Genomic DNA, 24,158 nt, shown 5'->3' with positions numbered 1-24,158 from the left:
TCAGGGGCGGCACACCAGTGTCGCCCGCTCATAGTTCAGCGCCTTGTTGCGTTCGGGCAACGCATAAGGCGCTTCACAGCGCTGGCCCTGCCAGTTGATGGTCAGGGTATCGGCGTCGGCTTCAACCAGCGCCAGAGCCTTGCCACCAGGGTCAGAGATCGCCAACTGTTTGCCAGCGCTGTCTTCGAGCGACGCGCCAAACGGAATCGGCTGGTGTCGAGCGTCGAACAGCGCGAACTGCACTCGCCGTCCGGTCTTGCTGGTGTAACGCGCCAGCACCACGGCACCACGACGTGGCACCACTTGCCGGGTCGCACTGTCGATCTCGATATCGGCGCCCAGGTCTCGAGTGTCGAGGTTGATCCAGTTCACGCGATAGGGCTGCGCATTGGGGACCACGGCGAAGCCGTTGCTGCCGGTCCTGGCTCCGGAGAAGCTGCCGATTTTCACCCCTTCCACGCCTTCGACCTGCGCCAGCGCGAACGTCTCGCCCACGGTCTGTCCCAGGTTGATCCCGCCGCCATGGCCGACGATCGAGCCTGACAGGTTAAGGTTTTGCGAGTTGTAGCCGCGCCCCTGGCTGTAGCCGGCACTGATATCCATTACCGAGGTGCGGGTGCTGAGGTTGACCGAGCCGGAGCTGCCGCCAGTGCTGCTGTTGCCGGCTTGCACCGAGTAATAGGTGTCGCTGTCTTGCGACAGATAGCCGTTGATGCCCATTTGCGTGGTGTCGCCGGACTTCTGCGTGCTGGCCGAGACGAAGGCGCGGGGTGCACGAGGCTTGGAGCCCAGCGGGAACGATACGGACAGGTTCACCAGCGTGTCATTGTTCGCCGGCCCGTAGTTGCCGACATCCTTGGAGTAGGTGGCGCCGAGGTTGTAGCTCACATCGCCCCAATAGTTGCTGTAACCCGCCGACAGGCTTTGCGAACCACCGCGTCCCCAGTAACGCTGGTCGCTGGCGTTGATGTAGATGCTGCCGTATCGCTGGTTTCGGCCCAGGCTCTGGTTGACGGTCAGGTCGGTACGGGTTTTCGAGTTGCCGATACGCTTCTGGCCGTCGTTGCTCAGTTCCTCGACGTGCTCGGTGAGGGTGCGATAGCCCTCGGTCGAGTAGCGATAGGCGGCGAGGGTGAAGTTGGTGTCGGTGCCGGTGAACGTCTTCGCATACAGGGCGCGCAGGCTGTTGCCGGTGATGGTTGCGCCGAAAGTGCTGCTCATGGAGTGGGTCAAGTCCAGTGAGACGGCACCGATAGTTGTATTGCGGCCAGCTCCGACGGACAGCGCCTTGAAGTTTTCCGAGGCCTGCACCCCGACGATCCCGGACAAGTTACTGCTGATGCCGTACGCCAGGGTGCTGCTGACAAATTGCGGTGACTGCTGGTCATCGCTGTTGCTGTTGTACTGGCCGGCCGAGACGCTGTACTTCAACTGGCCCTCACGGACCATGATCGGCAGGCTGGAAAATGCCTGCACCGTCACCCGGCGGCGGCCATCGGCTTCGATAATCGTCACTTCCAGGTCGCCGTTGGAGCCGCTGGGGTAGATATCGCTGATCTCGAACGGCCCCGGCGGCACGTTTGCGGTGTAGAGAAGGTAGCTGTCCTGGCGGATCTCCACGGTGGCGCTGGACTGCGCAATGCCGCGAATGATCGGCGCATAACCGCGCTCGCTGTCGGCACGCATGCCGTCGTCGGACGCCAGTTTCAGGCCGCGATAGCGCACGCTGTCGAACAGGTCGGCATCTGAAAAGATATCCCCGGCGCTGAACTGGCCTTTCAGGGCAGTCACGTCATGTTGCAGATAGCTGCGGTTACTTTTGAATGTACTAGGGCGGCCGGTGCTGCTGCTGAAGTTCGATTCGTTACGCAAGCGCCAGGCGCCGAGGTTGATGCCGTTGCGCAGGCCGACGTTGTTGGACAGGGTACTTTCACCCCGAGTGCCGTTGCGGCTGCTGCTCAATTGATAGTTGATGAACGCGGCGGGAACGCCTTCGTCCCACAGGGCCGGGTCGACATAACCACGTCGGCCACGCGCCATGGCGCTTTGCGGGACACTGACCATCAAGCGCAGGCGGGGCACGTCGTAACGCACGCTGGCGTGATCGATCAAGGCGGGCAGGTCCAGGCAGGTGTCGGGATCATCGCTGCCCAGTTTGCCGCTGGCCTGCAGCTTGCCGATGTCGACCCCCAATTGCTGCACCATCTCCAGAGTCAGGCAGGCCTCGACCTTGTTCGTGCCGGGAGAACGACGAAAATCGATGTCGCGGCGCCCGACCAGCGTCTCGTTGCCGTACAGGTCCACCCGATAGATACCGGGCAGCACGCGGCTGCTGGCGAGCAGTGATTGCAGATCGACAGAAGACGTTGCGCCTTGCAGAAACGAGGTATTGAACTGTTCTTCGTCATCGGCAAGGCAGGTGCAGCTGAAAACCAGGGCAATCGAAAACGGCGCCCATCCGTCGCGCTTGAGTAAAAACATTCAGGAACCCTATATCACCTCCGATACGAACTAACGGAGCGAAGAGAAATACAGTGGAAGTGCAGCCGTCACAGCGGCACGTAAGTTATGGGGTTTGTTTATTCAAACTGGCTCGGGTGTCAGCACTGTTGGAAAGTTGCGCGCCATAACGATCTTGTGCGCCATAGTCATTAATACTGCTGAATGAAAGGTGGGCTGTATTGGCGTTGTGAAGTTGTTTAAGGGGGAAGCTTTTTTGTTCGCCGGGGGCAATCATCATCGAATCGAAGGGGTGTTCACTGATGGTGCCGGATTGAAGTGTGATATCTGCAATCGACACGTGATACCGGCCTGGGTTATTCACCACCAACAAGCTCTTGCCGGCTTGTTCTGTCAGGCGCCAGGTCAGTTCGCTCGGTGCCAGATAGGCGTTGTTTTTCAGGCCTGCCGGGCGGAAGAACACCTTGATGCGCTGGCGCACGGCCAGTTGCAACGTGTTCTCGGATTTCGCCGCTTTAGGGATCTCTTGCACATTGAGCCACACCACCGACTCGCGGTCGGTCGGCATGCCCGCACCTTCGTAGATCACCCGCAATATTTGCTGCTCGTCGCCGCTGACGCGCACCAGGGGCGGCGTCACAGCAAAGGGTACGGCTGCGGTTTCGCTGGAGTCGGTGTCGATCCACGACTGGATCAACACATCTTCACCGCTGTTACGCACGGTGATTCCGGCCTCCTTGTGCTGGCCGTCGAAAATCAGACGGGTGCTGCTCAAAGAAATTCCGGCCATGGCCTGATTGACCGCGAACAGGCCCAGCAGGCCTGCACATAAGGACAGTGAGTGACGATAAAACATGAGGGCTACCGCGCAAGTGAATGAGGATGCAGGGCCGAACGGCCCCGCACCAGGCTTGTGTGTTCGCGCGGGTTATTCGTATTGCAGCGTGAACGGCAGGGTGGCGTCGCCACGACCGGCAACAGCCAGCTTCGGATCGACAGTGGTTACGTAGGCTGCGGAGAATTTGAGGGTGGCGTTGCTGTCTTGCAGAGTGTTTTCAATCTTTGCGGTGCTAGGCGAGCTGAGGTCGATCACGGCGCCATTGGAATCAAGCAGCGCAATGCCGATACCTTTCGCAGCACCCAGGCCGTCGATCAGGCGAAGCACGTTGGTACCGGGCGCGAGACCCGAACCTGCGCCCTTGGTGGGTTCGAAGATCATTGCGACCTTGGTGCCGGCGTTGCAGTTGATCTTCATGCTGAAGTTTTCGACGTTCAGGGTGCCGTTGCCTTTAGGCGCGCTGGGAGTGCCCATGTCTTTGATCGACACTTCGCCCATGTCGACCGCAATGGTTTTACCCTTGCCAGCGCCTTCAACGGAGCAGGCATCGTTGTTGATGGTGCCGGTGAAGTTGATAGTGCCACTACCGGCCTTGACGGGGGCAGGGTCAGCTGCCAGGGCATTGCCAGTGGCGGCAATGATTGAAAGGGCGAGAAGTGCGCGAGTTAGCTTTTTCATGTTGTTTTCCAGTGGTTAGGTTTGAAACAACAACACGATATAACGTGATTTTTTGGTGGTACATCAGACGATTCCTAGAAGTTGGTTTCAGCGGGAATGTAATTGTCCGTTAGTTTGAGTTTTTTCTAGTTGTGTTGGTAGTCCAGAAGTTTATGCTTGGTGTGGATTTCAAGTTTGCACGTGACGAGAATCTTTTCAATGTTTGTTATCTTTGCGCTCTTAAGTCAGTCGTCGCTGACTCCCACTCCCGGAGCAAATAAACACACTGTTTCATGCTCCTTTATCAACAGGTGAGTAACGCGCTCGGCACTGTTGCACACTGGCTTGCCCCGAGCTCTTGCAGGCGCGTCGGGATCAGCGGGTTGGAAATCATCGTCAGCACCAGAACGTTGGGGAAGTGCCGCGTCAGGTCTTCCATCCGTGCGCAAGCATTGGCCACGCTCCACCGGCTCTCGTACCCCCACCAGGACGATGGGATGGCCATCGGCAATGGCAACCTAGAGGGTTTCCATGGTTGATTATCCGCAGTGAAATTATTCAAGGGTGCCCAGCAGGTCTTTCAATCGAGCCAGCTTCTGGCGCACTTCCAGGTCCAGTGCGTGGGTCACGCTCAGGCCGTTCAGGCGGCACTCCAGCTCGACGAAGGTTGTGGCCAGTGCCTCGAGTTGTACCGCACCCAATGCACCGGCCATGCTGTGCAGCTGTTGCGCCACGCGATGGGCATCGGCGTTGTCCAATGCCGTCAGCGTGGTCTGCATGTCCTGGCGCAGCGTCGTGACAAACAGTTCGCGCATTTTCGGTGACAGCTTTAGAGGGGCAACGCTGGTCGCCGGCAGGGCGATTTTGCAGTGTCTTTCCAGGTGCGCGCGCAGGGTGGCGAGGTTCAGTGGCTTGACCATCCAGGCGTTCATGCCGACGTCGGCGCAGCGCTCGCCTTCTTCGCGCAAGGCGTTGGCGGTGACGCCGATAATCGGCAAGGTCTGATCCAGTTGTCGCAACGCAGTGGCCAATTGGTAGCCGTTCATGACCGGCATGTTGACGTCGGTCAGCAGCAGATCGAAGCGTCCGGGCGACCACTGCGCCAGGGCCAGCTCGCCATTGGCCGCGACGACCACCGAGCAGCCCAGCACTTCCAGTTGTTCCTTGATGATCGCCGAGTTGATCACATTGTCTTCCGCCACCAGCACTTGCAGATTCAACTGCCGGGGCCTTTCCGGCGACGAAGGTTGGCTGTCGGTGCTGGCGCCGTGCTGGGCCTGGTAAATCGCCCAGGCGATCGCGCGGACATCGTGGGCGTCAACTTCTCGGTCGGTACCGCGCAATTGCGAAGGGTTGGGGCCATCCGCCCTGGCGACGACCTTCGGACCGGGCCAGGCCGCGGTATCGGCCAGGAGGGAAAGCTCTACCAGCAGTGCCGATGACACCGGTGTATCGGGCCTCAGCGGGCGGCAGTCGAGGCCAAAACGGTTGAGCCAGGCGATCAGGTGTTGTGCCTGCTCAGTGACCTGCGCGCGCACATAGACGGTGCTGCTGCCGGGGCTGAACACTGGGCAATCGGCCAACTCACCGGGTGCGTGCTCCAGTGCGAGTTGAAGGGTGAAACTGCTGCCGAGCCCGGGCTCGCTGACTACGTTCAACTGGCCCGCCATCAACTCGCACAGCCATTTGCAAATGGCCAGTCCCAATCCGGCACCGGCCTGTTCAGTGGCATCGTTGACCTGATAGAAAGGGTCGAACAGTTGTTGCTGTTGCGCCAGGGAAATTCCTCCTCCCGAATCGCTGACCTGCCACTGCACGTGGGCGCGGCCGTCGTCGCTTTCCAGCAACTGAACCCGCAGCACCACGCGGCCGTTATCGGTGAACTTGATGGCGTTGCTCAGCAAGTTGTTGAGGATCTGGCGAATCCGTATCGGGTCGCCGTGCAACCGGTCCGGCAGCGTCGGGTCGATGCAGGCATAGAGCAGCAGGCCCTTGGATCGGGCGAAGGCGCTGTAGGTGCGAACGGTGTCTTCGCTCAGTTGCAGCGGACAGAAATCCTGAAGTTCGAGGGTCATCTGTCCGGCTTCGATTTTCGACACATCCAGCACATCGCTGATCAGTTGGAACAACGTGGCGGAGGAGCGCTGGATGGTGTGCAGGTAATCCTGCTGGCGGGGGGCGAGCGAGGTCAGGCCAAGCAGCTCCAGAGTTCCCAGGACGCCGTACAGGGGAGTACGGATCTCGTGGCTCATGGTGGCGAGGAAACGGCTCTTGGCCTGGTTTGCCGAGTCGGCGGCCTGGCGCGCCTCTTCCAGCGCCGTCGCATCTTCGACATGCCGGGTCACGTCATGCAACGCACATAACCAGGCGTCCTGGCCCTGATAGCGGGTGGGTACAAAGGCGACGTGCAGGTGGCGCCCATTGATTTCAAGATCGGCATGACCGGGGCCGGTAAGGGGCGTGAGCAAGCTCATCAGTTGGCCGTTGTCGTGCCACTGCTGGGCACGCTGGTTTTCCAGCAGCACCTGGTGATCGCTGCGGCGAATCACGCACAGGCCGGTCGGCGCCGTATCGATCACCGTGCGGCTGAACGCCTCGCTTTCGGCGATGCTGGCGTGCGCCCTCTGCGCTGGCAGGATGACCCGGGCCTGGTACCAGCGATTGACCGCCCGACTGCAACCGAGCAGCGCAAACACTAGCCCGACCAGGCAAAGTAATGGCCACAGCGCGTAGTCGAGGAAGCTGCGCAGGCTGATGACGTAGATCGCCGTCCAGTGTTGCTCCCCGGGGCTGCTCAGTTTGAACACCAGGCCGTCGCGGTTGAAATTCACCCCTTCATCCAGCACCTGGCCAGGTTTCGGAGTACCGGTCAATACCACGCCACGGGGAGTGACCAAGGTGAAGTCATCGTAGATCGACCACTGCATCAGCCGTTCGATGTTGTTGACCTGGGACAGGTTCATCAGCGAGCCCAGTACCACCCAGGTATCGGCGCCCTCGACGGTCAATGCGGTTTTCGCCAGGTTGATACTCACGTAAGCCAGCAGGGTGGGGGCGCTCTTGTCGTCATTGGAAGAGACATAGGGTTCCCAGCGCACCTGGAGATCTGGTAATGGCAAGTCCTGCCCGCGCAGGCGCTTGTTCAAACGGGTCATCGCGTCGATCAGATCGCCCATCTGCATCGGTATCCGTCCAGCACCGCGCAAACGCCCGGCGGCGGGTACGGCAAGGTCAAAATTGTCGGGGCCGTTGATCAGGACGACCTGGGGTGACTGATAGTGCGAGGCCGCCCAAAAAGCGCTGTAGTAGGCCGCCAGATGGGTGCCCAGCGCAAAGATTTTCGGGTATTGGCTGGGGGCAATCCTGTCCGTATTGATCTTCAAGCTATAGGGCAGCGAAAACGGCAGGCTGCGGCCTTCGTAAATGTTCGGTCCTTCATCGGGCAGGGGTTTTTGTGAGTAGGGCGGCAACATGGCATTGGGCAGCCGTTCGCCCTTGGCGCTTTCTCGGGCGATATCCTGCAGGAACACTTCCTGTTCGTGGACATTCTCCATCAGCCGGGCGAAGTGAAACTGCAAGGTTTCTCGCCGCTCTTCGATCATGCGCGTCACCCCCACATAGCTGATGCCCAGCAACAGCAGCACCAGGGCACCGAGCACCAGCAGGCTCTTGTTCAGGCGCGAGGAACTGCTGGCGAGTTTCTCCAGAAAGGCATTGGGATGTGGCATTAGAGGACCTGGGCAGCAGTGATGAGAGAACCGTTGGACACATTGACCTCGATGGCAAGTGGCAGCCGTCAACACCCGCTTGCGGGGGAGCACGCGCTTGCCGGCCCGTCATGGATCAGCAACTGCTGGAGTTGATCTGAAGACATGGCGTGGGAGGTCAGGAAACCCTGGACTTGAGTGCAGTCGATTTTACGCAACAGATCAAATTTTTGCGTTGTTTCCAAGCTTTCGGCCACCACCGCCAGACCTGACTGGTGATTGGGCCTGGCAATCCAAGTCAGTGCCTGTGCCAGTTCCTCGTTGGCGTTGCAGTCGTGCACCTGTGTGCCAGCTTCAATTGGCTCAAGGGGGAGGCGACGCCAGGTTCATGTACGAGCCGCAGCCTTCGCCGAACTCATCCAGCGCGAAGCTCTTGCTCAATTCGAGGCTGCAGATCCGTGCCGGCGAGCCTTGATGGACCCGAGGGGGGCCATGGCATCCAGCCTGGTATTCGGCGACCCAAGGCTGGCCGTGTCTCGATGAATCCTGATTGTCTCTACACCCGTTTGTAGCCATCGCCAGTGGGGTGGGGATGACGCGCGTCTGCCCAACATAAAAACCCAGTCCATTAGTCAACTAATTACAAAGCAACCTAACTATTGCGTTGACATTCGCTGCCTAGGCAGTAACATCTCGACATATATTCACTGCCTAGGCAGTTATTAGGTGAGCACATGAAGCATTTCACCCCGGACCAATTCAAAACCTGCCATCTCGGCCTGTTGCTGGGCCGCGCCGCATTGCTCAAGGACCGGATCATCGACACCCACATGGAACCCCACGGCATCACTGCCGCGCAGTTCAAAGTGTTGATCATCATGGCCCAGTTCGGCGTCGATACCCCGGCCGAGCTGTGCCGGCACCTGTCGCTGGACAGCGGTTCGATGACACGCATGCTCGATCGTCTGGAGCAGAAGGGCTTCCTGGCTCGCCAACGCAGCGAAGGGGATCGCCGCCAAGTGCAACTGACCCTGACCGAACAGGGCCAGCAGCTGACGGATCGGCTGCCGCAGATCGGCGCCGACGCGATGAATGAACTGGCTGGCGCGATCTCCCCGGACGAGTTGAAGACCCTGGAATACATCCTCAAGAAAATCCTGCTGGCCGCCGGTGACCCGATCACCATCCAGCGCTTAGGTGAACACAATGAGCAGTAAAACCTTGCGCAGCAGCCTGACGCTGGTGCTGTCGGCGATGATCCTTGCCGGATGCGCCAATTACAGCGGCCTCGATACCCAAGGCAAAAATCTCGACGCGAAAAGCCTGAAGGCCGGCCAATCCCTCAACGGTGTGACCCTGTCGCCTGCGGCATGGCCGAAAAGCGACTGGTGGACCAGCCTTGGCGATCCACAGCTCGACGGTCTGATCCGCGAAGCCCTGCGCGACAGTCCGGACATGCAGATCGCCGCCGCCCGCGCCCATCAAGCCAGCGCCGCCGCGTATGCCGCCGATGCCGAACGCTATCCGACCCTCGACGCCAGCGCCGGCATCAGCCGTTCGCGCCTGGCCAAGGATCAGGATCCGCTGGGGCAGGGTGATGCCTACGCCACTGTGCGTAACATCAGCGCCGGCTTCAATTACAACTTCGACCTGTGGGGCGGCCAGCGTGATGCCTGGGAAGCCGCACTCGGCCAGGCTCGTGCTGCTGAAGTCGACCGTCAGGCCGCGCAATTGACCCTCGCCGCCGATGTGGCCCGGGCCTACAGCGATCTGGGGCAGGCGCACATCGTCTATGACCTGGCCAGCGACGACCTCAAGCGCACCAGGCAAATGCTCGATCTGAGCCAGCGTCGCTTGAGCGCCGGGATCGACAGCCAGTACCAGCTCCAGCAAACCCAGAGCCTGGAAGCCAGTTCCGAAGCCAGCCTGATCGACGCCGAAAAACGTCTGAGCAGTGCGAAAATCGCCCTGGCCGTGCTGCTCGGCAAAGGCCCGGATCGTGGCAGTGAAATCGCCCGGCCCAAAGTATTGCAAGCCAGCGCCGTGGCAGTGCCCTCGGTTCTTCCGGCAGAGCTGCTTGGCCGCCGCCCGGACCTGGTCGCCGCCCGCTGGCGTGTAGAGGCCGCGAGCAAAGACATCGATTCGGCGAAAACCCGCTTCTATCCCAACCTGAACCTTACGGCGTCCGCCGGTGCCGAATCCCTGTTGGGTGACGCAATGTTTGGTTCGGCCAGTCGCTTCTTCAGCATCGCCCCGACCATTTCGCTGCCGATCTTCGATGGCGGGCGCCTGCGCGCCAACCTCGATTCGCGTGACGCCGATTACGATCTGGCGGTGGCGCAGTACAACAAAAGCCTGGTGAAAGCGCTGGGTGATGTCAGCGACACGATCAACCAGTTGCGTGACATCGGCCGGCAAATCGGCGCGCAACAGCACGCCACCGACATTGCTCAGGATTCCTATAACACCGTGGTCCAGCGTTACGGTTCCGGCATCGGCAACTACCTGGACGTGCTCAGCATCGAGCAGCAACTGCTGCAGGCCCAACGTCAGTTGGCCAACCTCAATGCCGAGCAGATCGATCTGTCGATTCAACTGATGCAAGCGCTGGGCGGGGGCTTTCAGGGCGAGACCCTGAGCGCAGCCAACGCCATTCCAGCCACGCCGCACAACTAATTCAGGTATTTGTCATGGCCACTGCCGAAAACACCCAAGCTCAAGACAACTCGCAAGACACCGGCAATCCGCGCAAGCGCAAAGTGATGCTGCTGGTGCTGGCCATCGTTGTAGCCCTCACCGCTGCCGGTGTCTGGGCTTATCACGAATTCATCGGGCGCTGGAATGAGAGCACCGATGACGCCTACGTCAACGGCAACGTCGTTGAAATCACTCCGCTGGTGACCGGTACCGTGGTCAGCATCGGCGCCGACGATGGTGACCTGGTCCACGAAGGTCAGGTGCTGATCAACTTCGACCCCAACGATGCCGAAGTCGGTCTGCAAAGTGCCCAGGCGAAACTGGCGCGTACCGTGCGTCAGGTTCGCGGCTTGTACAGCAATGTCGACGGCATGAAAGCCCAGGTCAACGCGCAACAGGCCGAAGTGCAGAAGGCTCAGGACAACTTCAACCGCCGGAAAAACCTTGCCGCTGGCGGCGCGATTTCCCAGGAAGAACTGTCCCACGCCCGCGACGACCTGACCTCGGCGCAAAACGCCCTGGCCAACGCCAAGCAGCAGTTGAAAACCACCAGTGCGCTGGTCGATGACACCGTGGTCTCGTCGCACCCGGACGTGATGTCGGCGGCTGCGGATCTGCGCCAGGCCTACCTCACCAATGCGCGCAGCACCCTGATCGCGCCGGTCACCGGTTACGTTGCCAAACGCACCGTGCAGCTCGGCCAGCGAGTGCAACCGGGTACGGCGTTGATGGCGGTGATCCCGCTGGATCAACTGTGGATCGATGCCAACTTCAAGGAAACCCAACTGCGTGATATGCGCATCGGCCAGCCCGTGGACATCGAGTCCGACATCTACGGCAGCAGCGTGAAATACAGTGGCACCGTCGACAGCCTCGGCGCCGGCACCGGCAGCGCGTTTGCTCTGTTGCCCGCGCAGAACGCCACCGGTAACTGGATCAAGATCGTGCAGCGTGTGCCGGTACGGATTCACATCAACGCTGAAGAGCTGGCCAAGCACCCACTGCGGGTTGGGCTGTCGACCAATGTTGAAGTGAACCTGCATGACCAGAGCGGCCCGGTACTGGCGCAGCAACCGCAGCAAAAGGCCTCGTTCAGCACCAACGTCTACGACCGGCAGTTGGCCGAAGCCGACGCGATGATCGCTCAGCTGATCCATGACAACAGCGCTGTGGTCAGCAAAACCGCGCAACGCTGATTCGCCACTGACCCTGTGGGTGCGAGCATGCTCGCCCCGCAGGGGCGCAGCGCCACCCCGGTTCCAAAGGATTCGCGATGAGCAATAACGCTTCTTTCACGCCGCCCAGCCTGTTGCTCAGCACCATCGGCCTGTCGCTGGCGACCTTCATGCAGGTGCTCGACACCACCATCGCCAACGTGGCGTTGCCGACGATTTCCGGCAACCTTGGTGTGAGTTCGGAGCAGGGCACGTGGGTGATTACCTCGTTTGCCGTGAGCAATGCGATTGCGTTGCCGCTGACCGGCTGGCTCAGCCGGCGCTTTGGCGAGGTAAAACTGTTTCTCTGGGCGACGATGCTGTTTGTGCTGGCCTCGTTTCTCTGCGGCATCTCGACCTCGATGCCTGAGCTGATCGGCTTTCGTGTGCTGCAAGGCCTGGTGGCCGGGCCGTTGTACCCAATGACGCAAACCCTGTTGATCGCCGTTTATCCACCCGCCAGGCGCGGCATGGCCCTGGCATTGCTCGCAATGGTCACGGTAGTGGCGCCGATTGCTGGTCCCATTCTTGGCGGCTGGATCACCGACAGCTACAGCTGGCCGTGGATTTTCTTCATCAACGTTCCGATCGGCATTTTTGCGGTAATGGTGGTGCGTTCGCAGCTGGCCAAGCGCCCGGTGGTCACCAGCCGTCAGCCGATGGACTACGTCGGGCTGATTTCGCTGGTCATTGGCGTCGGCGCGTTGCAGGTGATCCTCGACAAGGGCAATGACCTGGACTGGTTCGAGTCGAACTTCATCATCATCGGTGCGGCGATTTCGGTGATCGCGCTGGCGGTGTTCATCATCTGGGAAATGACCGACCAGCATCCGGTGGTCAACCTGCGGCTGTTCGCGCACCGCAACTTCCGCATTGGCACGATAGTGCTGGTGCTGGGCTACGCCGGGTTCTTCGGTATTAACCTGATCCTGCCGCAATGGTTGCAGACCCAGATGGGCTACACCGCGACATGGGCGGGGCTGGCGGTGGCACCGATCGGCATCCTGCCGGTGCTGTTGTCACCCTTTGTCGGCAAGTACGCGAACAAGTTCGACCTGCGCCTGTTGGCCGGGCTGGCATTCCTGGCCATTGGCCTGAGCTGCTTCATGCGTGCCGGTTTCACCAATGAAGTGGACTTCCAGCACATCGCCCTGGTGCAACTGTTCATGGGCATCGGCGTGGCGCTGTTCTTCATGCCGACCCTGAGCATCCTGATGTCCGACCTGCCACCGCACCAGATCGCCGACGGCGCTGGCCTGGCAACCTTCCTGCGGACTCTGGGGGGTAGTTTTGCGGCGTCGCTGACCACCTGGATCTGGATTCGCCGGGCAGACCAGCATCACGCTTACATGAGCGAGAGCATGAGCATCTTCGACCCGGTCACCCGGGATGCGCTGAGCAATCTCGGAGGCGCGAGCACCAAGGCTTACGCGCAGCTGGATCAAGTCCTGACCAGCCAGGCATACATGCTCTCGACCGTGGACTACTTCACCTTGCTGGGCTGGGGCTTCATGGGCCTGATTCTGCTGGTCTGGCTGGCCAAGCCGCCATTCGCTGCCAAGGCCGGCCCAGCCGCGGCGGGGCATTGATGCCTTTCGTCGCAGGCGCTGGCGTCCGAAAGGGTCATGCAAGGCTTGCTGGCCCCTTCGCCGGCAAGCCGGCTCCTACGGTAGGGCATCTGTTGTAGGAGCGGGCTTGCCAGGGAAGGCGCCCGACAGGGCCATGCAAGGCTTGCTGTTCCCTTCGCCGGCAAGCCGGCTCCTACGGCAGCGAGGGCGTCCGTTCAGGGCGAACCGGGCAGCGCCAGTTGCGTCGGTACGAAATCGAACGCCGCCAGTTGGAAACCCTGCTCATCCACCTGCAGCGCCCAGCCCTGACGGTCCCAGTCCCCCAGCACAATGCGCTTGGCGGCTTGTTCGCCGATCTGCAGCTTGTGGATCGCCGGGCGATGGGTGTGGCCGTGAACCAGGGTGCGCACCCCGTGTTCCTGCATGACCTGCGGTACCTGGTCCGGGGTCACATCGACAATGTCGTTGGCCTTCATGCGGGTCTGGGCCCGGCTTTCGTTGCGCAGCTTGCGCGCCAGCTTGCGCCGGGTGCCCAGGGGCAGGTGGCGCAGAATCCACAGGCTCAGCGGGTTGCGCAGGTAGCGGCGCATACGCATGTAGGCTTCGTCACGGGTGCACAGGCTGTCACCGTGCATCAGCAATACCGGCTCGCCGTAGAAGTCGACGACGCTAGGGTCCTTGAGCAGGGTGGCGCCGGCCGCCTTGCAGAAGGCCTTGCCGAGCATGAAGTCGCGATTGCCATGCATCAGGAAGATCTGCGTGCCGCTGTCGCTGAGCTCGCGCAATGCCTGGCAAATGGAAAGCTGGTAGGGGGTCATGGCATCGTCGCCGATCCATACCTCGAAAAAGTCCCCGAGGATGTACAGCGCCTCGGCGGCGCGGGCGCGCCCACCGAGTAATTCCAGAAACGCCCGGGTGATGTCCGGGCGCTCCTCTTCCAGATGCAGATCTGAAATCAGCAGTATCACTCAATGATCTCGGCTTTCTCGATGATCACGTCGTCTGCGGGTACGTCCTGGTGGCCGGACTTCATGGTGGTGGCCACGCCCTTGATCTTGTCGACCACCTCGGTGCCGGCGATCACTTTGCCGAATACGGCGTAGCCCCAGCCCTGCACGGTCTTGCCGCTGTGGTTGAGGAAGCTGTTGTCGGCAACGTTGATGAAGAACTGCGCGGAAGCCGAATGCGGCTCCATGGTGCGGGCCATGGCAACGGTGTACTTGTCGTTGGAAAGGCCGTTGTCAGCTTCGTTCTGGATGCTTGGACGCTTGTCTTTCTTTTCTTTCATGCCAGGTTCGAAGCCGCCGCCCTGGATCATGAAGTTACCGATGACGCGGTGAAAAACGGTGTTTTCATAGTGACCGGCTTTCACGTATTCGACGAAGTTGGCCACGGTCAACGGGGCTTTCTCGGCGTTCAGTTCCAGCACGATCTCGCCGTGGTTGGTGGTCAGTTTGACTTGGGTCATGGTCGGTACTCTTTATAAGGAGAAGCGTTTTCAAGAAAATCCTGGGTATCGGGACGCGCGGGCAACCCGGACCGGTTTGGCCATCTTGTGGCCAAGGAGCGCAGTTTAGCGTGACAGCCACGAATTTCGAGGCTGTTTTTTCACCGGCCTGCCATTAATAGCCGCAGTTTTAAAGCTGCGCTCTGTCAGGTACTTGACAGCATCGGCTATGATATCCGTTTTGATTTGTCAGGCCGCACCCGGCCACGCACTTGTACGTTCAAGGATCCTATGAGCAAGCCCACTGTCGACCCTACCTCGAATTCCAAGACTGGACCGGCCGTACCGGTCAACTTCCTGCGCCCGATCATCCAGGCGGACCTGGACTCGGGTAAGCACACACAGATCGTGACCCGCTTCCCTCCGGAGCCCAATGGTTACCTGCACATCGGTCACGCCAAGTCGATCTGCGTGAACTTCGGTCTGGCCCAGGAATTCGGTGGCGTCACGCACCTGCGTTTCGACGACACCAACCCGGCCAAGGAAGACCAGGAATACATCGACGCCATTGAAAGCGACGTCAAGTGGCTGGGTTTTGAGTGGTCCGGCGAAGTGCGTTATGCCTCGCAGTACTTCGACCAGTTGCACGACTGGGCCGTGGAACTGATCAAGGCGGGCAAGGCCTATGTCTGCGACCTGACCCCTGACCAGGCCAAGGAATACCGCGGCAGCCTCACCGAGCCAGGCAAGAACAGCCCGTTCCGCGATCGCTCGGTGGAAGAGAACCTGGACTGGTTCGCCCGCATGCGCGCTGGCGAGTTCCCGGACGGCGCCCGCGTGCTGCGGGCCAAGATCGACATGGCCTCGCCGAACATGAACCTGCGCGACCCGATCATGTATCGCATTCGCCACGCCCATCACCATCAGACTGGTGACAAGTGGTGCATCTACCCCAACTACGACTTCACCCACGGCCAGTCGGACGCCATCGAAGGCATCACCCACTCGATCTGCACCCTGGAGTTCGAAAGCCACCGTCCGCTGTACGAGTGGTTCCTCGAGCACCTGCCGGTGCCCGCGCACCCGCGCCAGTACGAGTTCAGCCGCCTGAACCTGAACTACACCATCACCAGCAAGCGCAAGCTCAAGCAACTGGTGGACGAGAAGCACGTGAATGGTTGGGACGACCCGCGCATGTCGACCCTGTCGGGCTTCCGCCGCCGCGGCTACACCCCGGCATCGATCCGCAATTTCTGCGAGATGGTTGGCACCAACCGCTCCGACGGCGTGGTCGATTACGGCATGCTGGAATTCAGCATCCGCCAGGACCTCGACGCGAATGCCCCGCGCGCCATGTGCGTGCTGCGTCCGTTGAAAGTCGTGATCACCAACTACCCGGAAGGCCAGGTCGAGAACCTCGAACTGCCGCGTCATCCGCAGAAAGAAGAACTCGGCGTGCGCCAGTTGCCGTTCGCCCGTGAAATCTACATCGACCGTGACGACTTCATGGAAGAGCCGCCAAAGGGCTACAAGCGCCTGGAGCCGAACGGCGAAGTGCGCCTGCGTGGCAGCTACGTGATCCGTGCTGACGAAGCGATCAAGGATGCCGAGGGCAATATCGTCGAGCTGCGTTGCTCCTACGACCCGGACACCCTGGGCAAGAACCCTGAAGGCCGCAAGGTCAAGGGCGTGGTCCACTGGGTGCCGGCTGCCGCCAGCGTCGAGTGCGAAGTGCGCCTGTACGATCGTCTGTTCCGCTCTCCGAATCCGGAGAAGGCCGAGGACAGCGCGAGTTTCCTGGACAACATCAACCCTGACTCCCTGCAAGTGCTCACTGGTTGTCGTGCTGAACCCTCGTTGGGCAACGCACAGCCGGAAGACCGTTTCCAGTTCGAGCGCGAAGGCTACTTCTGCGCGGATATCAAGGACTCGAAACCAGGTGCTCCGGTATTCAACCGTACCGTGACCCTGCGCGACTCCTGGGGTCAGTGATTCAGTCAAGGAACTAACGTGCTAACGATCTACAACACGCTCACCAAGAGCAAAGAAGTCTTCAAGCCGCTGGATGGCAACAAGGTGCGCATGTACGTGTGCGGCATGACCGTGTACGACTACTGCCACCTGGGGCACGGCCGCAGCATGGTGGCCTTCGACCTGATTACCCGCTGGCTGCGTTTCAGCGGGTATGACTTGACCTATGTGCGCAACATCACCGATATCGACGACAAGATCATCAATCGTGCCAATGAGAACGGCGAGGCCTTCGAGGCCCTGACCGAGCGCATGATCGCGGCGATGCACGAGGACGAGGCGCGGCTGAACATCAAGAAGCCGGACATGGAACCGCGCGCCACCGACCATATCCCCGGCATGCACACGATGATCCAGACCCTGATCGACAAGGGCTACGCCTACGCTCCGGGCAATGGCGACGTGTACTACCGCGTCGGCAAGTTCATGGGCTACGGCAAGCTGTCGCGCAAGAAGATCGAAGACCTGCGCATCGGCGCGCGGATCGAAGTCGACGAGTCGAAACAGGACCCGCTGGACTTCGTCCTGTGGAAAGCCGCCAAGCCGGGTGAGCCGAGCTGGCCATCGCCTTGGGGTGACGGTCGTCCGGGCTGGCACATCGAGTGCTCGGTGATGTCCACCTGCTGCCTGGGCGAGACCTTCGACATTCATGGCGGCGGCAGCGACCTGGAGTTCCCGCACCACGAGAACGAGATCGCCCAGAGCGAGGCGGCTACCGGCAAGACCTACGCCAACGCCTGGATGCACTGCGGCATGATCCGCATCAATGGCGAGAAGATGTCCAAGTCCTTGAACAACTTCTTCACCATTCGCGACGTGCTCGACAAGTACCATCCGGAAGTGGTGCGTTACCTGCTGGTGGCCAGCCACTACCGCAGCGCCATCAACTACTCGGAAGACAACCTCAAGGACGCCAAGGGCGCGCTGGAGCGTTTCTACCATGCACTCAAGGGCCTGCCGAAAGTGGCGCCGGCCGGTGGCGAAGCCTTCGTCGAGCGTTTCACCCAGGTGATGAACGACGACTTCGGTACTCCGGAAGCCTGTGCCGTGTTGTTCGAGATGGTGCGCGAGATCAACCGCCTGCGTGAGAGCGATATCGATGCGGCGGCCGGTCTGGCAGCCCGCTTGAAGGAGCTGGCCAGTGTGCTGGGCGTGCTGCAACTGGAGGCCGACGACTTCCTGCAGGCCGGTGCTGAAGGTCGGGTCGATGGGGCACAGGTCGAGGCGCTGATCCAGGCCCGTCTGGCAGCCCGTGCCAACAAGGATTGGGCTGAGTCCGACCGTATTCGCGATCAGATCACCGCCATGGGCGTGATCCTGGAAGACGGCAAGGGCGGTACGACCTGGCGCCTGGCTGACTGAGCCTGCGTTCGCTGCAACAAGAAACCCGCCTGGTGCGGGTTTTTTGTTGCCCTTCGAACAGTGCCGGATCAGGCCAGCGAGGCGAGGCGCTCCACTGTATCGGGGTAGCGTTCCACCAGGCGTATCAAGGTCGTGGCCTGGGCGTTGGGTATGGCGCGGCCCTGTTCCCAGTTCTCCAGGGTGCGGGTGTTGGTGCGCAGGTACATGGCGAATACCGAGCGCGAGAGGTTGAGTTGCTGGCGGATGTTCATCACCTCGGCGGCGGTGATGGGCGGCAGCTTTTCGAGCTTCACTTTATGGCTGCGCAGGGTGATCTTGCCCTGGCGTTCCTGGGTGAGGGCGTCGATGCCTTCTACCAGTTCGGAAAAGATGTCACGTTTGGTCATGTCGTCTGGCCTCGATTTCACGTTCCAGCAGTTGTTTGAGCTGTTGTCGCTGCTGCGGTAGCAGGTCGTCCATCTGCTCCTTGTCGAACAGGGTGAAGAGCCAGAACTGTGCTCCTCCGGACCACCAGTAATAAATCACCCTCAGCCCGCCACGCCTGCCCTTGTTGCGTCGCTCATCGACGAAACGCATCTTGCGCAAGCCGCCAGTGCCCTGAATCAGAACACCCGCGTGCGGGTGACGCAGCAACTCGATCTGCAGTTCGCAGAACAACTCGTCGTCAAGGAAGCCTTTTCGGTATCGCGCAAATGCCGGTAGTTCAATAAACAGAGCATTCATTTCATACGCTTCCTGCGTATAGACTGGATGACGCTGCAGCTTTGGTCAAGGCCCGCTGAGCGCCGCGTTTGATCTGGCAACAGTCTATGTCTGCGGCAGTGGGCTGAATGTCGGACCGGGCCGACGTGACAGGAAGGGCGATTCCGAGTTTCGCTGGGAAGAGGGGAGGGTAGGGCCCTGAAATGCAAAACGGCACCCGAAGGTGCCGTTCTGTTTGTTGCGTTGAAACCTAAGCGATCAACCCGCCAGGCCGGAGTGCTGGACCAGGGTCAGCAGCGGCTGTGGGTATACGCCGAGGAAGAACGCCAGGAGCGCGATGGCCAGCAGCATGACGCCACCGGCTTTCTGTTCCCAGTGCAGTTGGGCATCGACGCGACGCAGGTTTGGCTCGATCAGGTACAGGGTGACCATCACTCGCAGGTAGTAGAAGACGCCGATGGCGCTGCCCATGACCAGGGAACCGACCAGCCACCATTGGTGCGCTTCGACACCGGTAGCGATGATGTAGAACTTGCCGATGAAGCCTGCGGTGAGCGGGATACCGGCCAGGGACAGCATCATCACGGTGAGGACGGCGGTCAGGTACGGACGGCGCCAGAACAGGCCGCGGTACTCGTACAGGGCGTCGGCATCACGGCCCTTGTACGGCGAGGACATCAGGGTGATCACGCCGAAGGCGCCCAGGCTGGTGATCACGTAGGTGACCAGGTACACGCCGATGGCTTCCATGGCCAGGCCCTTGCTCGCCACCAGGGCGATCAGCAGGTAACCGAAGTGGGCGATGGAGGAGTAACCCAGCAGACGCTTGAGGTTGCTCTGGGTCAGCGCCAACAGGTTGCCCACCAGGATCGAGGCAATGGCGATCACGGTCAGCACGTTGCTCAGGACACCGCTGCTGGCCACTGGCGAGAGCTGGAACAGACGCACCAGTACCGCGAATACCGCCACCTTGCTGGCGGTGGCCAGGAAGGCGGCCACCGGAGCCGGGGCGCCTTCGTAGACGTCCGGAGTCCACAGGTGGAACGGCACCAGCGACAGTTTGAAGGCCAGGCCGATCAGCATCATGCCCAGGCCCAGTTGCGCCAGCGGGCTTGGCAGGCCGGTGGCGGCCAGGGCCTGGCCGATACCGCTGAAGCTCAGGCTGCCGGCTTCTGCGTAGAGCAGGGCCATGCCGAACAACAGGAAGCCCGAACCGGCTGCCGACAGCACCATGTACTTGATGCCGGCTTCCAGGGAGCGCTTGTTGAAGAAGGCATAGGCCACCAGGCCGTAGACCGGTACCGAGAGCAGTTCCAGGCCGATGAACAGGCCGGCCAGGTTCTGCGCGCTGACCAGTACCAGGCCACCAGCGGCGGCCAGCAGGATCAGCAGGTACAGCTCTTCACGGTTGCCCGGGTAACCGCTGCTGCCATCGCCCAGGTAGGCGTGGGCCAGGGTGACGCAGGCCAGGGTGGCCACCAGGATCAGGGCCATGTACAGGCAGGCGAACTGGTCGATCTGCAACAGCGGGGTGACCGCCAGCGGTGCCACTTTCAGCACCGGGAAGATCGACAGCAATGCCAGGTTCAGACCTGCCACCGACAGCAGGAAGGTCTGGGCGTGGTTGCGCCGCCAGGCGATCGCCAACATCACCACCACAAGGGTGGCGCTGGTGATCAGCAGCGGCGCCAGGGCTATAAAGTGTTGAATCGTAAAGTCCATAGCGCTCTTACCGGGCCGAAGCGAGTTGAGTGAAGGCGGTGCTGAGCCATTGCTGCACGCCATGCATGGTGGCGGCAGAGGTATCGAGGAACGGTTGCGGGTAAACGCCGATGTAGATCAGCAGTACCGCCAGCCCCAGCACCATGATCAGTTCGCGAGCATCCATTCCGTGCAGTACCGCGTCCGACTTGGACGGGCCGAAGTAGGCACGGTGGATCATGATCAGCGAGTAGACCGAGCCGAACACCAGGCCCGAAGTCGCGATCGCGGTGATCCATGGAGCGCTGACGAAGGTGCCGATCAGGATCAGGAACTCGCCGACGAAGTTGCCGGTGCCCGGCAGGCCCAGGGAGGCGGCTGCGAAGAACAGGCTGATGGCTGGCAGGTAGGCGATACGCGACCACAGGCCGCCCATTTCACGCATGTCGCGGGTATGGGTGCGCTCGTACAGCTGGCCGCTGAGGATAAACAGCGCGGCTGCCGAAACACCGTGGGCCAGCATCTGGATCACCGCGCCCTGCAGGGCCTGCTGGCTGCCGGAGTAGATCCCGATCAGCACGAAGCCCATGTGGGAAACGCTGGAGAAGGCGATCAGGCGCTTGATGTCGGTCTGGGCGAAGGCCAGGAAGGCACCGTAGAAGATCCCGACCAGACCCAGGGTCATGGCGATCGGTGCGAACTCTGCCGAGGCGTTGGGGAACAGTGGCAGGGCGAAACGCAGCAGGCCGTAGGCCGCCGTCTTCAACAGGATGCCCGCCAGGTCCACGGAACCGGCGGTCGGTGCCTGGGCGTGAGCGTCAGGCAGCCAGGAGTGGAACGGCACCACGGGCAGCTTCACCGCGAAGGCGATGAAGAAGCCGAGCATCAGGATGTACTCGGTGGCGGTGGACATCTTGGTCTTCAGCAACTGGGCGTAATCGAAGGTGATGACCCCGGTGTTGTTGAAGTTCACCAGCACCAGGCCCAGGATCGCCACCAGCATGATCAGGCCGGAAGCCTGAGTGAAGATGAAGAACTTGGTCGCTGCGTAGATCCGGGTTTTCTTGCCGTCTGCCGAGCTGTGACCCCAGAGCGCGATGAGGAAGTACATCGGCACCAGCATCATTTCCCAGAAGAAGAAGAACATGAACAGGTCCAGCGCCAGGAACACGCCGACCACGCCGCCCAGGATCCACATCAGGTTCAGGTGGAAGAAGCCCACGTGGCGCTGGATCTCTTTCCAGGAGCAGAGTACCGAGAGGATACCCAGCAGGCCGGTCAGCAGGATCATCAGCAGCGACAGGCCGTCCAGCGCCAGGTGCACGTTGATGCCGAAGCGCTCGATCCACTGGTGCTTGAACTCCAGGGCCCAAGTCGGATCGACGCCAGGCGCCGGAGCATATGAATAGTTACCGTGGGCCCACAGCCAGAGGCCGAGGGCGAGTTCCAGGGTCATGGTCAACAGCGCAATCCAGCGGGGGAGGGTGGCGCCGAAGCGCTCACCCAGCCAGCACAGCAGGCCGCCGATGAAGGGGATCAGGATTAGCCAAGGCAGAATCATGACGGGCTCAATTCCTTTCGCAAGTTCGCAAGGTTCATATCAGACCGCTACCAGCACAATGGCGCCGATGACCAGCACGGCACCGGCTGCCATCGAGGCGGCGTACCAACGCAGTTGACCGGTCTCGGTACGGCTCAGGGAGGTGTGACCCCCTTTGGCCATACGCGGGATCAAACCGATGGTCTGATCGAGCGGGTCCTTGCGCAGTACGTGGCTGATGGCCAGGTATGGCTTGACGAACAGTTTGTCGTAGATCCAGTCGAAGCCCCAGGCGGCGAACCACCAGGCCGAGAGCAGACGCCCGATGCCGCTGTTGGCGATGGCGGTCACAACGCGACGCTTGCCAAGGAACAACAGGGCGGCCAGCAGGATACCGGCCAGGGCGATGGCACCCGAGGCGATTTCCAGGCTGTGCTTGGCTTCGCCACCGGCATGGCCGACGCTTTGCGGCAGCACGCCATGCAGGGGCGGGGTGATCATCGCGCCGATCGCAGTGGACAGCACGATCAGTACCACCAGCGGCAGCCAGTGGGAGATCCCGTGGCCGGCGTGGGCTTCGGTCTTGGCTTCACCGTGGAAGGTGATGAAGATCAGGCGGAAGGTGTACAGCGAGGTCATGAACGCACCCACCAGGCCGGCGTACAGCAGGCCATGGTTGCCGCTGGCGAAGGCTTCCCAGAGGATCTCGTCCTTGGAGTAGAAGCCTGCGGTCACCAGAGGCAGGGCCGCCAGGGCCGCGCCGCCGACGATGAAGCTGGCGTAGGCCAGGGGCAGTTTCTTCCACAGGCCGCCCATCTTGAAGATGTTCTGCTCGTGGTGGCAGGCAACGATCACCGCACCGGAAGCAAGGAACAGCAGGGCCTTGAAGAAGGCGTGGGTCATCAGGTGGAAGATCGCGCCGTCCCAGGCGCCAACGCCCAGGGCCAGGAACATGTAGCCGATCTGGCTCATGGTGGAGTAGGCGAGGATCCGCTTGATGTCGGTCTGCACCAGCGCGGCGAAACCGGCCAGTACCAGGGTCACGCCGCCGACCAGGCCCACCAGGTGCAGGATTTCCGGCGCCAGGGTGAACAGGCCGTGGGTACGGGCGATCAGGTAGACGCCGGCGGTGACCATGGTTGCGGCGTGGATCAGTGCCGAAACCGGGGTCGGGCCGGCCATCGCGTCCGCCAGCCAGGTCTGCAGTGGCAACTGGGCAGATTTACCCACGGCGCCACCCAGCAGCATCAGGGTTGCCAGGGTGATCCAGAAGTCGCCGGCCTGGAATTTCTGCGGGGCCAGCACCAGCAGTTCCTGGACGTTCAGCGTGCCCACCTGTTGGAACAGGATGAACAGGCCGATGGCCATGAACACGTCGCCGATACGGGTAACGATGAAGGCCTTGAGTGCGGCGTTACCGTTGTTGCGGTTGCTGTAGTAGAAACCGATCAACAGGTAGGAGCACAGGCCCACGCCTTCCCAGCCGAAGTACAGGAACAGCAGGTTATCGCCCAGTACCAGGAACAGCATGCTGGCGATAAACAGGTTGGTGTAGGCGAAGAAGCGCGAGTAGCCGGCTTCACCACGCATGTACCAGGACGCGAACAAGTGGATCAAAAAGCCCACGCCCACCACCACGCCCAGCATGGTCACGGACAGACCATCCAGGTACAGGGCGAAGTTCGGCGCGAAACCGTCCACCGACATCCACTGCCACAGCACCTGGGTGTAGTGGCCACCCTCGGGCGGCGCGACGTTGAATTGCCAGATCACGTAGGCAGCAACGATGGCCGAAAGGCCAATGGAGCCGACACCGATCAGGGCCGAGAGGTTTTCCGAGAGGCGTCCACGGGAGAACGACAGCAGCAGGAAACCGATCAGGGGGAATACGAAAGTCAGAAAGAGAAGGTTCATCCGCGCATCTCGCTGGCTGCATCGATATCGAGAGTGTGGAAGCGGCGGTACAGCTGCAGCAGGATCGCCAGGCCGATACTGGCCTCGGCGGCTGCCAGGCTGATCACCAGGATGAACATCACTTGTCCATCCGGCTGCGCCCAGCGGGCGCCAGCAACGATGAAGGCCAGTGCAGAGGCGTTCATCATCACTTCCAGGCTCATCAACACGAAGAGGATGTTACGGCGGACCATCAGGCCGACCAGACCGAGGCAGAACAGGATGCCGGCAACCGCCAGGCCATGTTCCATCGGGATAGTACCGAGAGAGATAGTAGGCAT

General features: G+C 61.1%; 18 protein-coding genes and 2 pseudogenes. 6 read left to right on the top strand and 14 right to left on the bottom strand.

Annotation, left to right across the window (positions count from 1 at the left end; genetic code table 11):
• The 6 genes and pseudogenes from AC1RGE_RS09865 to AC1RGE_RS09840 all read right to left on the bottom strand — a co-directional run.
• Nucleotides 1–2,481, bottom strand: coding sequence for a fimbria/pilus outer membrane usher protein (locus AC1RGE_RS09865; RefSeq protein ID WP_492584123.1), 2,481 nt, complete (start codon nt 2,479–2,481; stop codon nt 1–3).
• Nucleotides 2,482–2,566: 85 nt separating this feature from the next.
• Entirely contained in the window at nt 2,567–3,316 is a 750-nt protein-coding gene (locus tag AC1RGE_RS09860; RefSeq protein ID WP_011062210.1) for a fimbrial biogenesis chaperone, read from the bottom strand.
• Between the two features lie 72 nt (nt 3,317–3,388).
• Nucleotides 3,389–3,976 carry a fimbrial protein gene (locus tag AC1RGE_RS09855; RefSeq protein WP_492584121.1) on the bottom strand — a complete coding sequence of 196 codons (588 nt, stop codon included), beginning with the start codon at nt 3,974–3,976 and terminating at the stop codon, nt 3,389–3,391.
• Nucleotides 3,977–4,304: 328 nt separating this feature from the next.
• Nucleotides 4,305–4,467, bottom strand: a pseudogene (locus AC1RGE_RS09850) (DNA-binding response regulator); the annotation flags it as partial.
• Nucleotides 4,468–4,509: 42 nt separating this feature from the next.
• Nucleotides 4,510–7,683, bottom strand: a complete 3,174-nt coding sequence (locus AC1RGE_RS09845) for a hybrid sensor histidine kinase/response regulator (protein WP_492584119.1) — start codon at nt 7,681–7,683, stop codon at nt 4,510–4,512.
• 68 nt (nt 7,684–7,751) lie between these two features.
• Nucleotides 7,752–8,139, bottom strand: a pseudogene (locus AC1RGE_RS09840) (EAL domain-containing protein); the annotation flags it as partial.
• A 257-nt stretch (nt 8,140–8,396) separates the two neighbouring features.
• Between AC1RGE_RS09840 and AC1RGE_RS09835 the strand changes: the two are divergent.
• The 4 genes from AC1RGE_RS09835 (at nt 8,397) to AC1RGE_RS09820 (ending at nt 13,162) form a co-directional block, all read left to right on the top strand.
• Nucleotides 8,397–8,879, top strand: coding sequence for a MarR family winged helix-turn-helix transcriptional regulator (locus AC1RGE_RS09835; RefSeq protein ID WP_492584117.1), 483 nt, complete (start codon nt 8,397–8,399; stop codon nt 8,877–8,879).
• Nucleotides 8,869–10,338 (top strand): efflux transporter outer membrane subunit, encoded by a 1,470-nt coding sequence (locus AC1RGE_RS09830; protein WP_011062205.1) that lies wholly within the window; start codon nt 8,869–8,871, stop codon nt 10,336–10,338. The genes AC1RGE_RS09835 and AC1RGE_RS09830 overlap by 11 nt, the downstream gene beginning before the upstream one ends.
• A gap of 14 nt (nt 10,339–10,352) precedes the next feature.
• Nucleotides 10,353–11,555 (top strand): HlyD family secretion protein, encoded by a 1,203-nt coding sequence (locus AC1RGE_RS09825; RefSeq protein WP_077934493.1) that lies wholly within the window; start codon nt 10,353–10,355, stop codon nt 11,553–11,555.
• Nucleotides 11,556–11,632: 77 nt separating this feature from the next.
• Nucleotides 11,633–13,162, top strand: a complete 1,530-nt coding sequence (locus AC1RGE_RS09820) for a DHA2 family efflux MFS transporter permease subunit (protein WP_011062203.1) — start codon at nt 11,633–11,635, stop codon at nt 13,160–13,162.
• Nucleotides 13,163–13,356: 194 nt separating this feature from the next.
• Here the strand turns inward: AC1RGE_RS09820 and AC1RGE_RS09815 are convergent, their stop codons facing one another.
• On the bottom strand, nt 13,357–14,109 hold the full coding sequence (locus AC1RGE_RS09815) for a UDP-2,3-diacylglucosamine diphosphatase (RefSeq protein ID WP_011062202.1): 753 nt from the start codon (nt 14,107–14,109) through the stop codon (nt 13,357–13,359).
• A complete protein-coding gene (locus AC1RGE_RS09810) occupies nt 14,106–14,609 on the bottom strand; it encodes a peptidylprolyl isomerase (protein WP_011062201.1) in 504 nt (167 codons plus the stop codon). Before AC1RGE_RS09810 ends, AC1RGE_RS09815 begins: the two co-directional genes overlap by 4 nt.
• A gap of 270 nt (nt 14,610–14,879) precedes the next feature.
• Here AC1RGE_RS09810 and AC1RGE_RS09805 point away from each other — a divergent pair, with 270 nt between their 5' ends.
• Both AC1RGE_RS09805 and cysS read left to right on the top strand, forming a co-directional pair.
• The gene (locus AC1RGE_RS09805) at nt 14,880–16,580 is read left to right on the top strand and encodes a glutamine--tRNA ligase/YqeY domain fusion protein (protein WP_011062200.1); all 1,701 of its coding nucleotides are present in this window, start codon (nt 14,880–14,882) and stop codon (nt 16,578–16,580) included.
• An 18-nt stretch (nt 16,581–16,598) separates the two neighbouring features.
• A complete protein-coding gene (gene cysS, locus AC1RGE_RS09800; protein ID WP_011062199.1) occupies nt 16,599–17,981 on the top strand; it encodes a cysteine--tRNA ligase in 1,383 nt (460 codons plus the stop codon).
• A 68-nt stretch (nt 17,982–18,049) separates the two neighbouring features.
• Here the strand turns inward: cysS and AC1RGE_RS09795 are convergent, their stop codons facing one another.
• The 6 genes from AC1RGE_RS09795 to nuoK form a co-directional block, all read right to left on the bottom strand.
• Nucleotides 18,050–18,367, bottom strand: coding sequence for a helix-turn-helix domain-containing protein (locus AC1RGE_RS09795; protein ID WP_011062198.1), 318 nt, complete (start codon nt 18,365–18,367; stop codon nt 18,050–18,052).
• Nucleotides 18,354–18,704 carry a hypothetical protein gene (locus tag AC1RGE_RS09790; RefSeq protein WP_011062197.1) on the bottom strand — a complete coding sequence of 117 codons (351 nt, stop codon included), beginning with the start codon at nt 18,702–18,704 and terminating at the stop codon, nt 18,354–18,356. The genes AC1RGE_RS09795 and AC1RGE_RS09790 overlap by 14 nt, the downstream gene beginning before the upstream one ends.
• Nucleotides 18,705–18,941: 237 nt before the next feature.
• Complete coding sequence (gene nuoN, locus AC1RGE_RS09785) at nt 18,942–20,405, bottom strand: NADH-quinone oxidoreductase subunit NuoN (RefSeq protein WP_011062196.1); 1,464 nt, start codon at nt 20,403–20,405, stop codon at nt 18,942–18,944.
• A 7-nt stretch (nt 20,406–20,412) separates the two neighbouring features.
• The gene (gene nuoM / locus AC1RGE_RS09780; RefSeq protein ID WP_019092840.1) at nt 20,413–21,945 is read right to left on the bottom strand and encodes an NADH-quinone oxidoreductase subunit M; all 1,533 of its coding nucleotides are present in this window, start codon (nt 21,943–21,945) and stop codon (nt 20,413–20,415) included.
• A gap of 39 nt (nt 21,946–21,984) precedes the next feature.
• Nucleotides 21,985–23,838, bottom strand: coding sequence for an NADH-quinone oxidoreductase subunit L (nuoL, locus tag AC1RGE_RS09775; protein WP_011062194.1), 1,854 nt, complete (start codon nt 23,836–23,838; stop codon nt 21,985–21,987).
• Nucleotides 23,835–24,158 (bottom strand): NADH-quinone oxidoreductase subunit NuoK, encoded by a 324-nt coding sequence (gene nuoK, locus AC1RGE_RS09770; protein WP_011062193.1) that lies wholly within the window; start codon nt 24,156–24,158, stop codon nt 23,835–23,837. Before nuoK ends, nuoL begins: the two co-directional genes overlap by 4 nt.

This window comes from Pseudomonas sp. GW823-FHT02C05 (assembly GCF_058797595.1).
The sequence above is the reverse complement of the archived record's forward strand: the minus strand, read 5'-3'. Positions and strand labels throughout refer to the sequence as shown.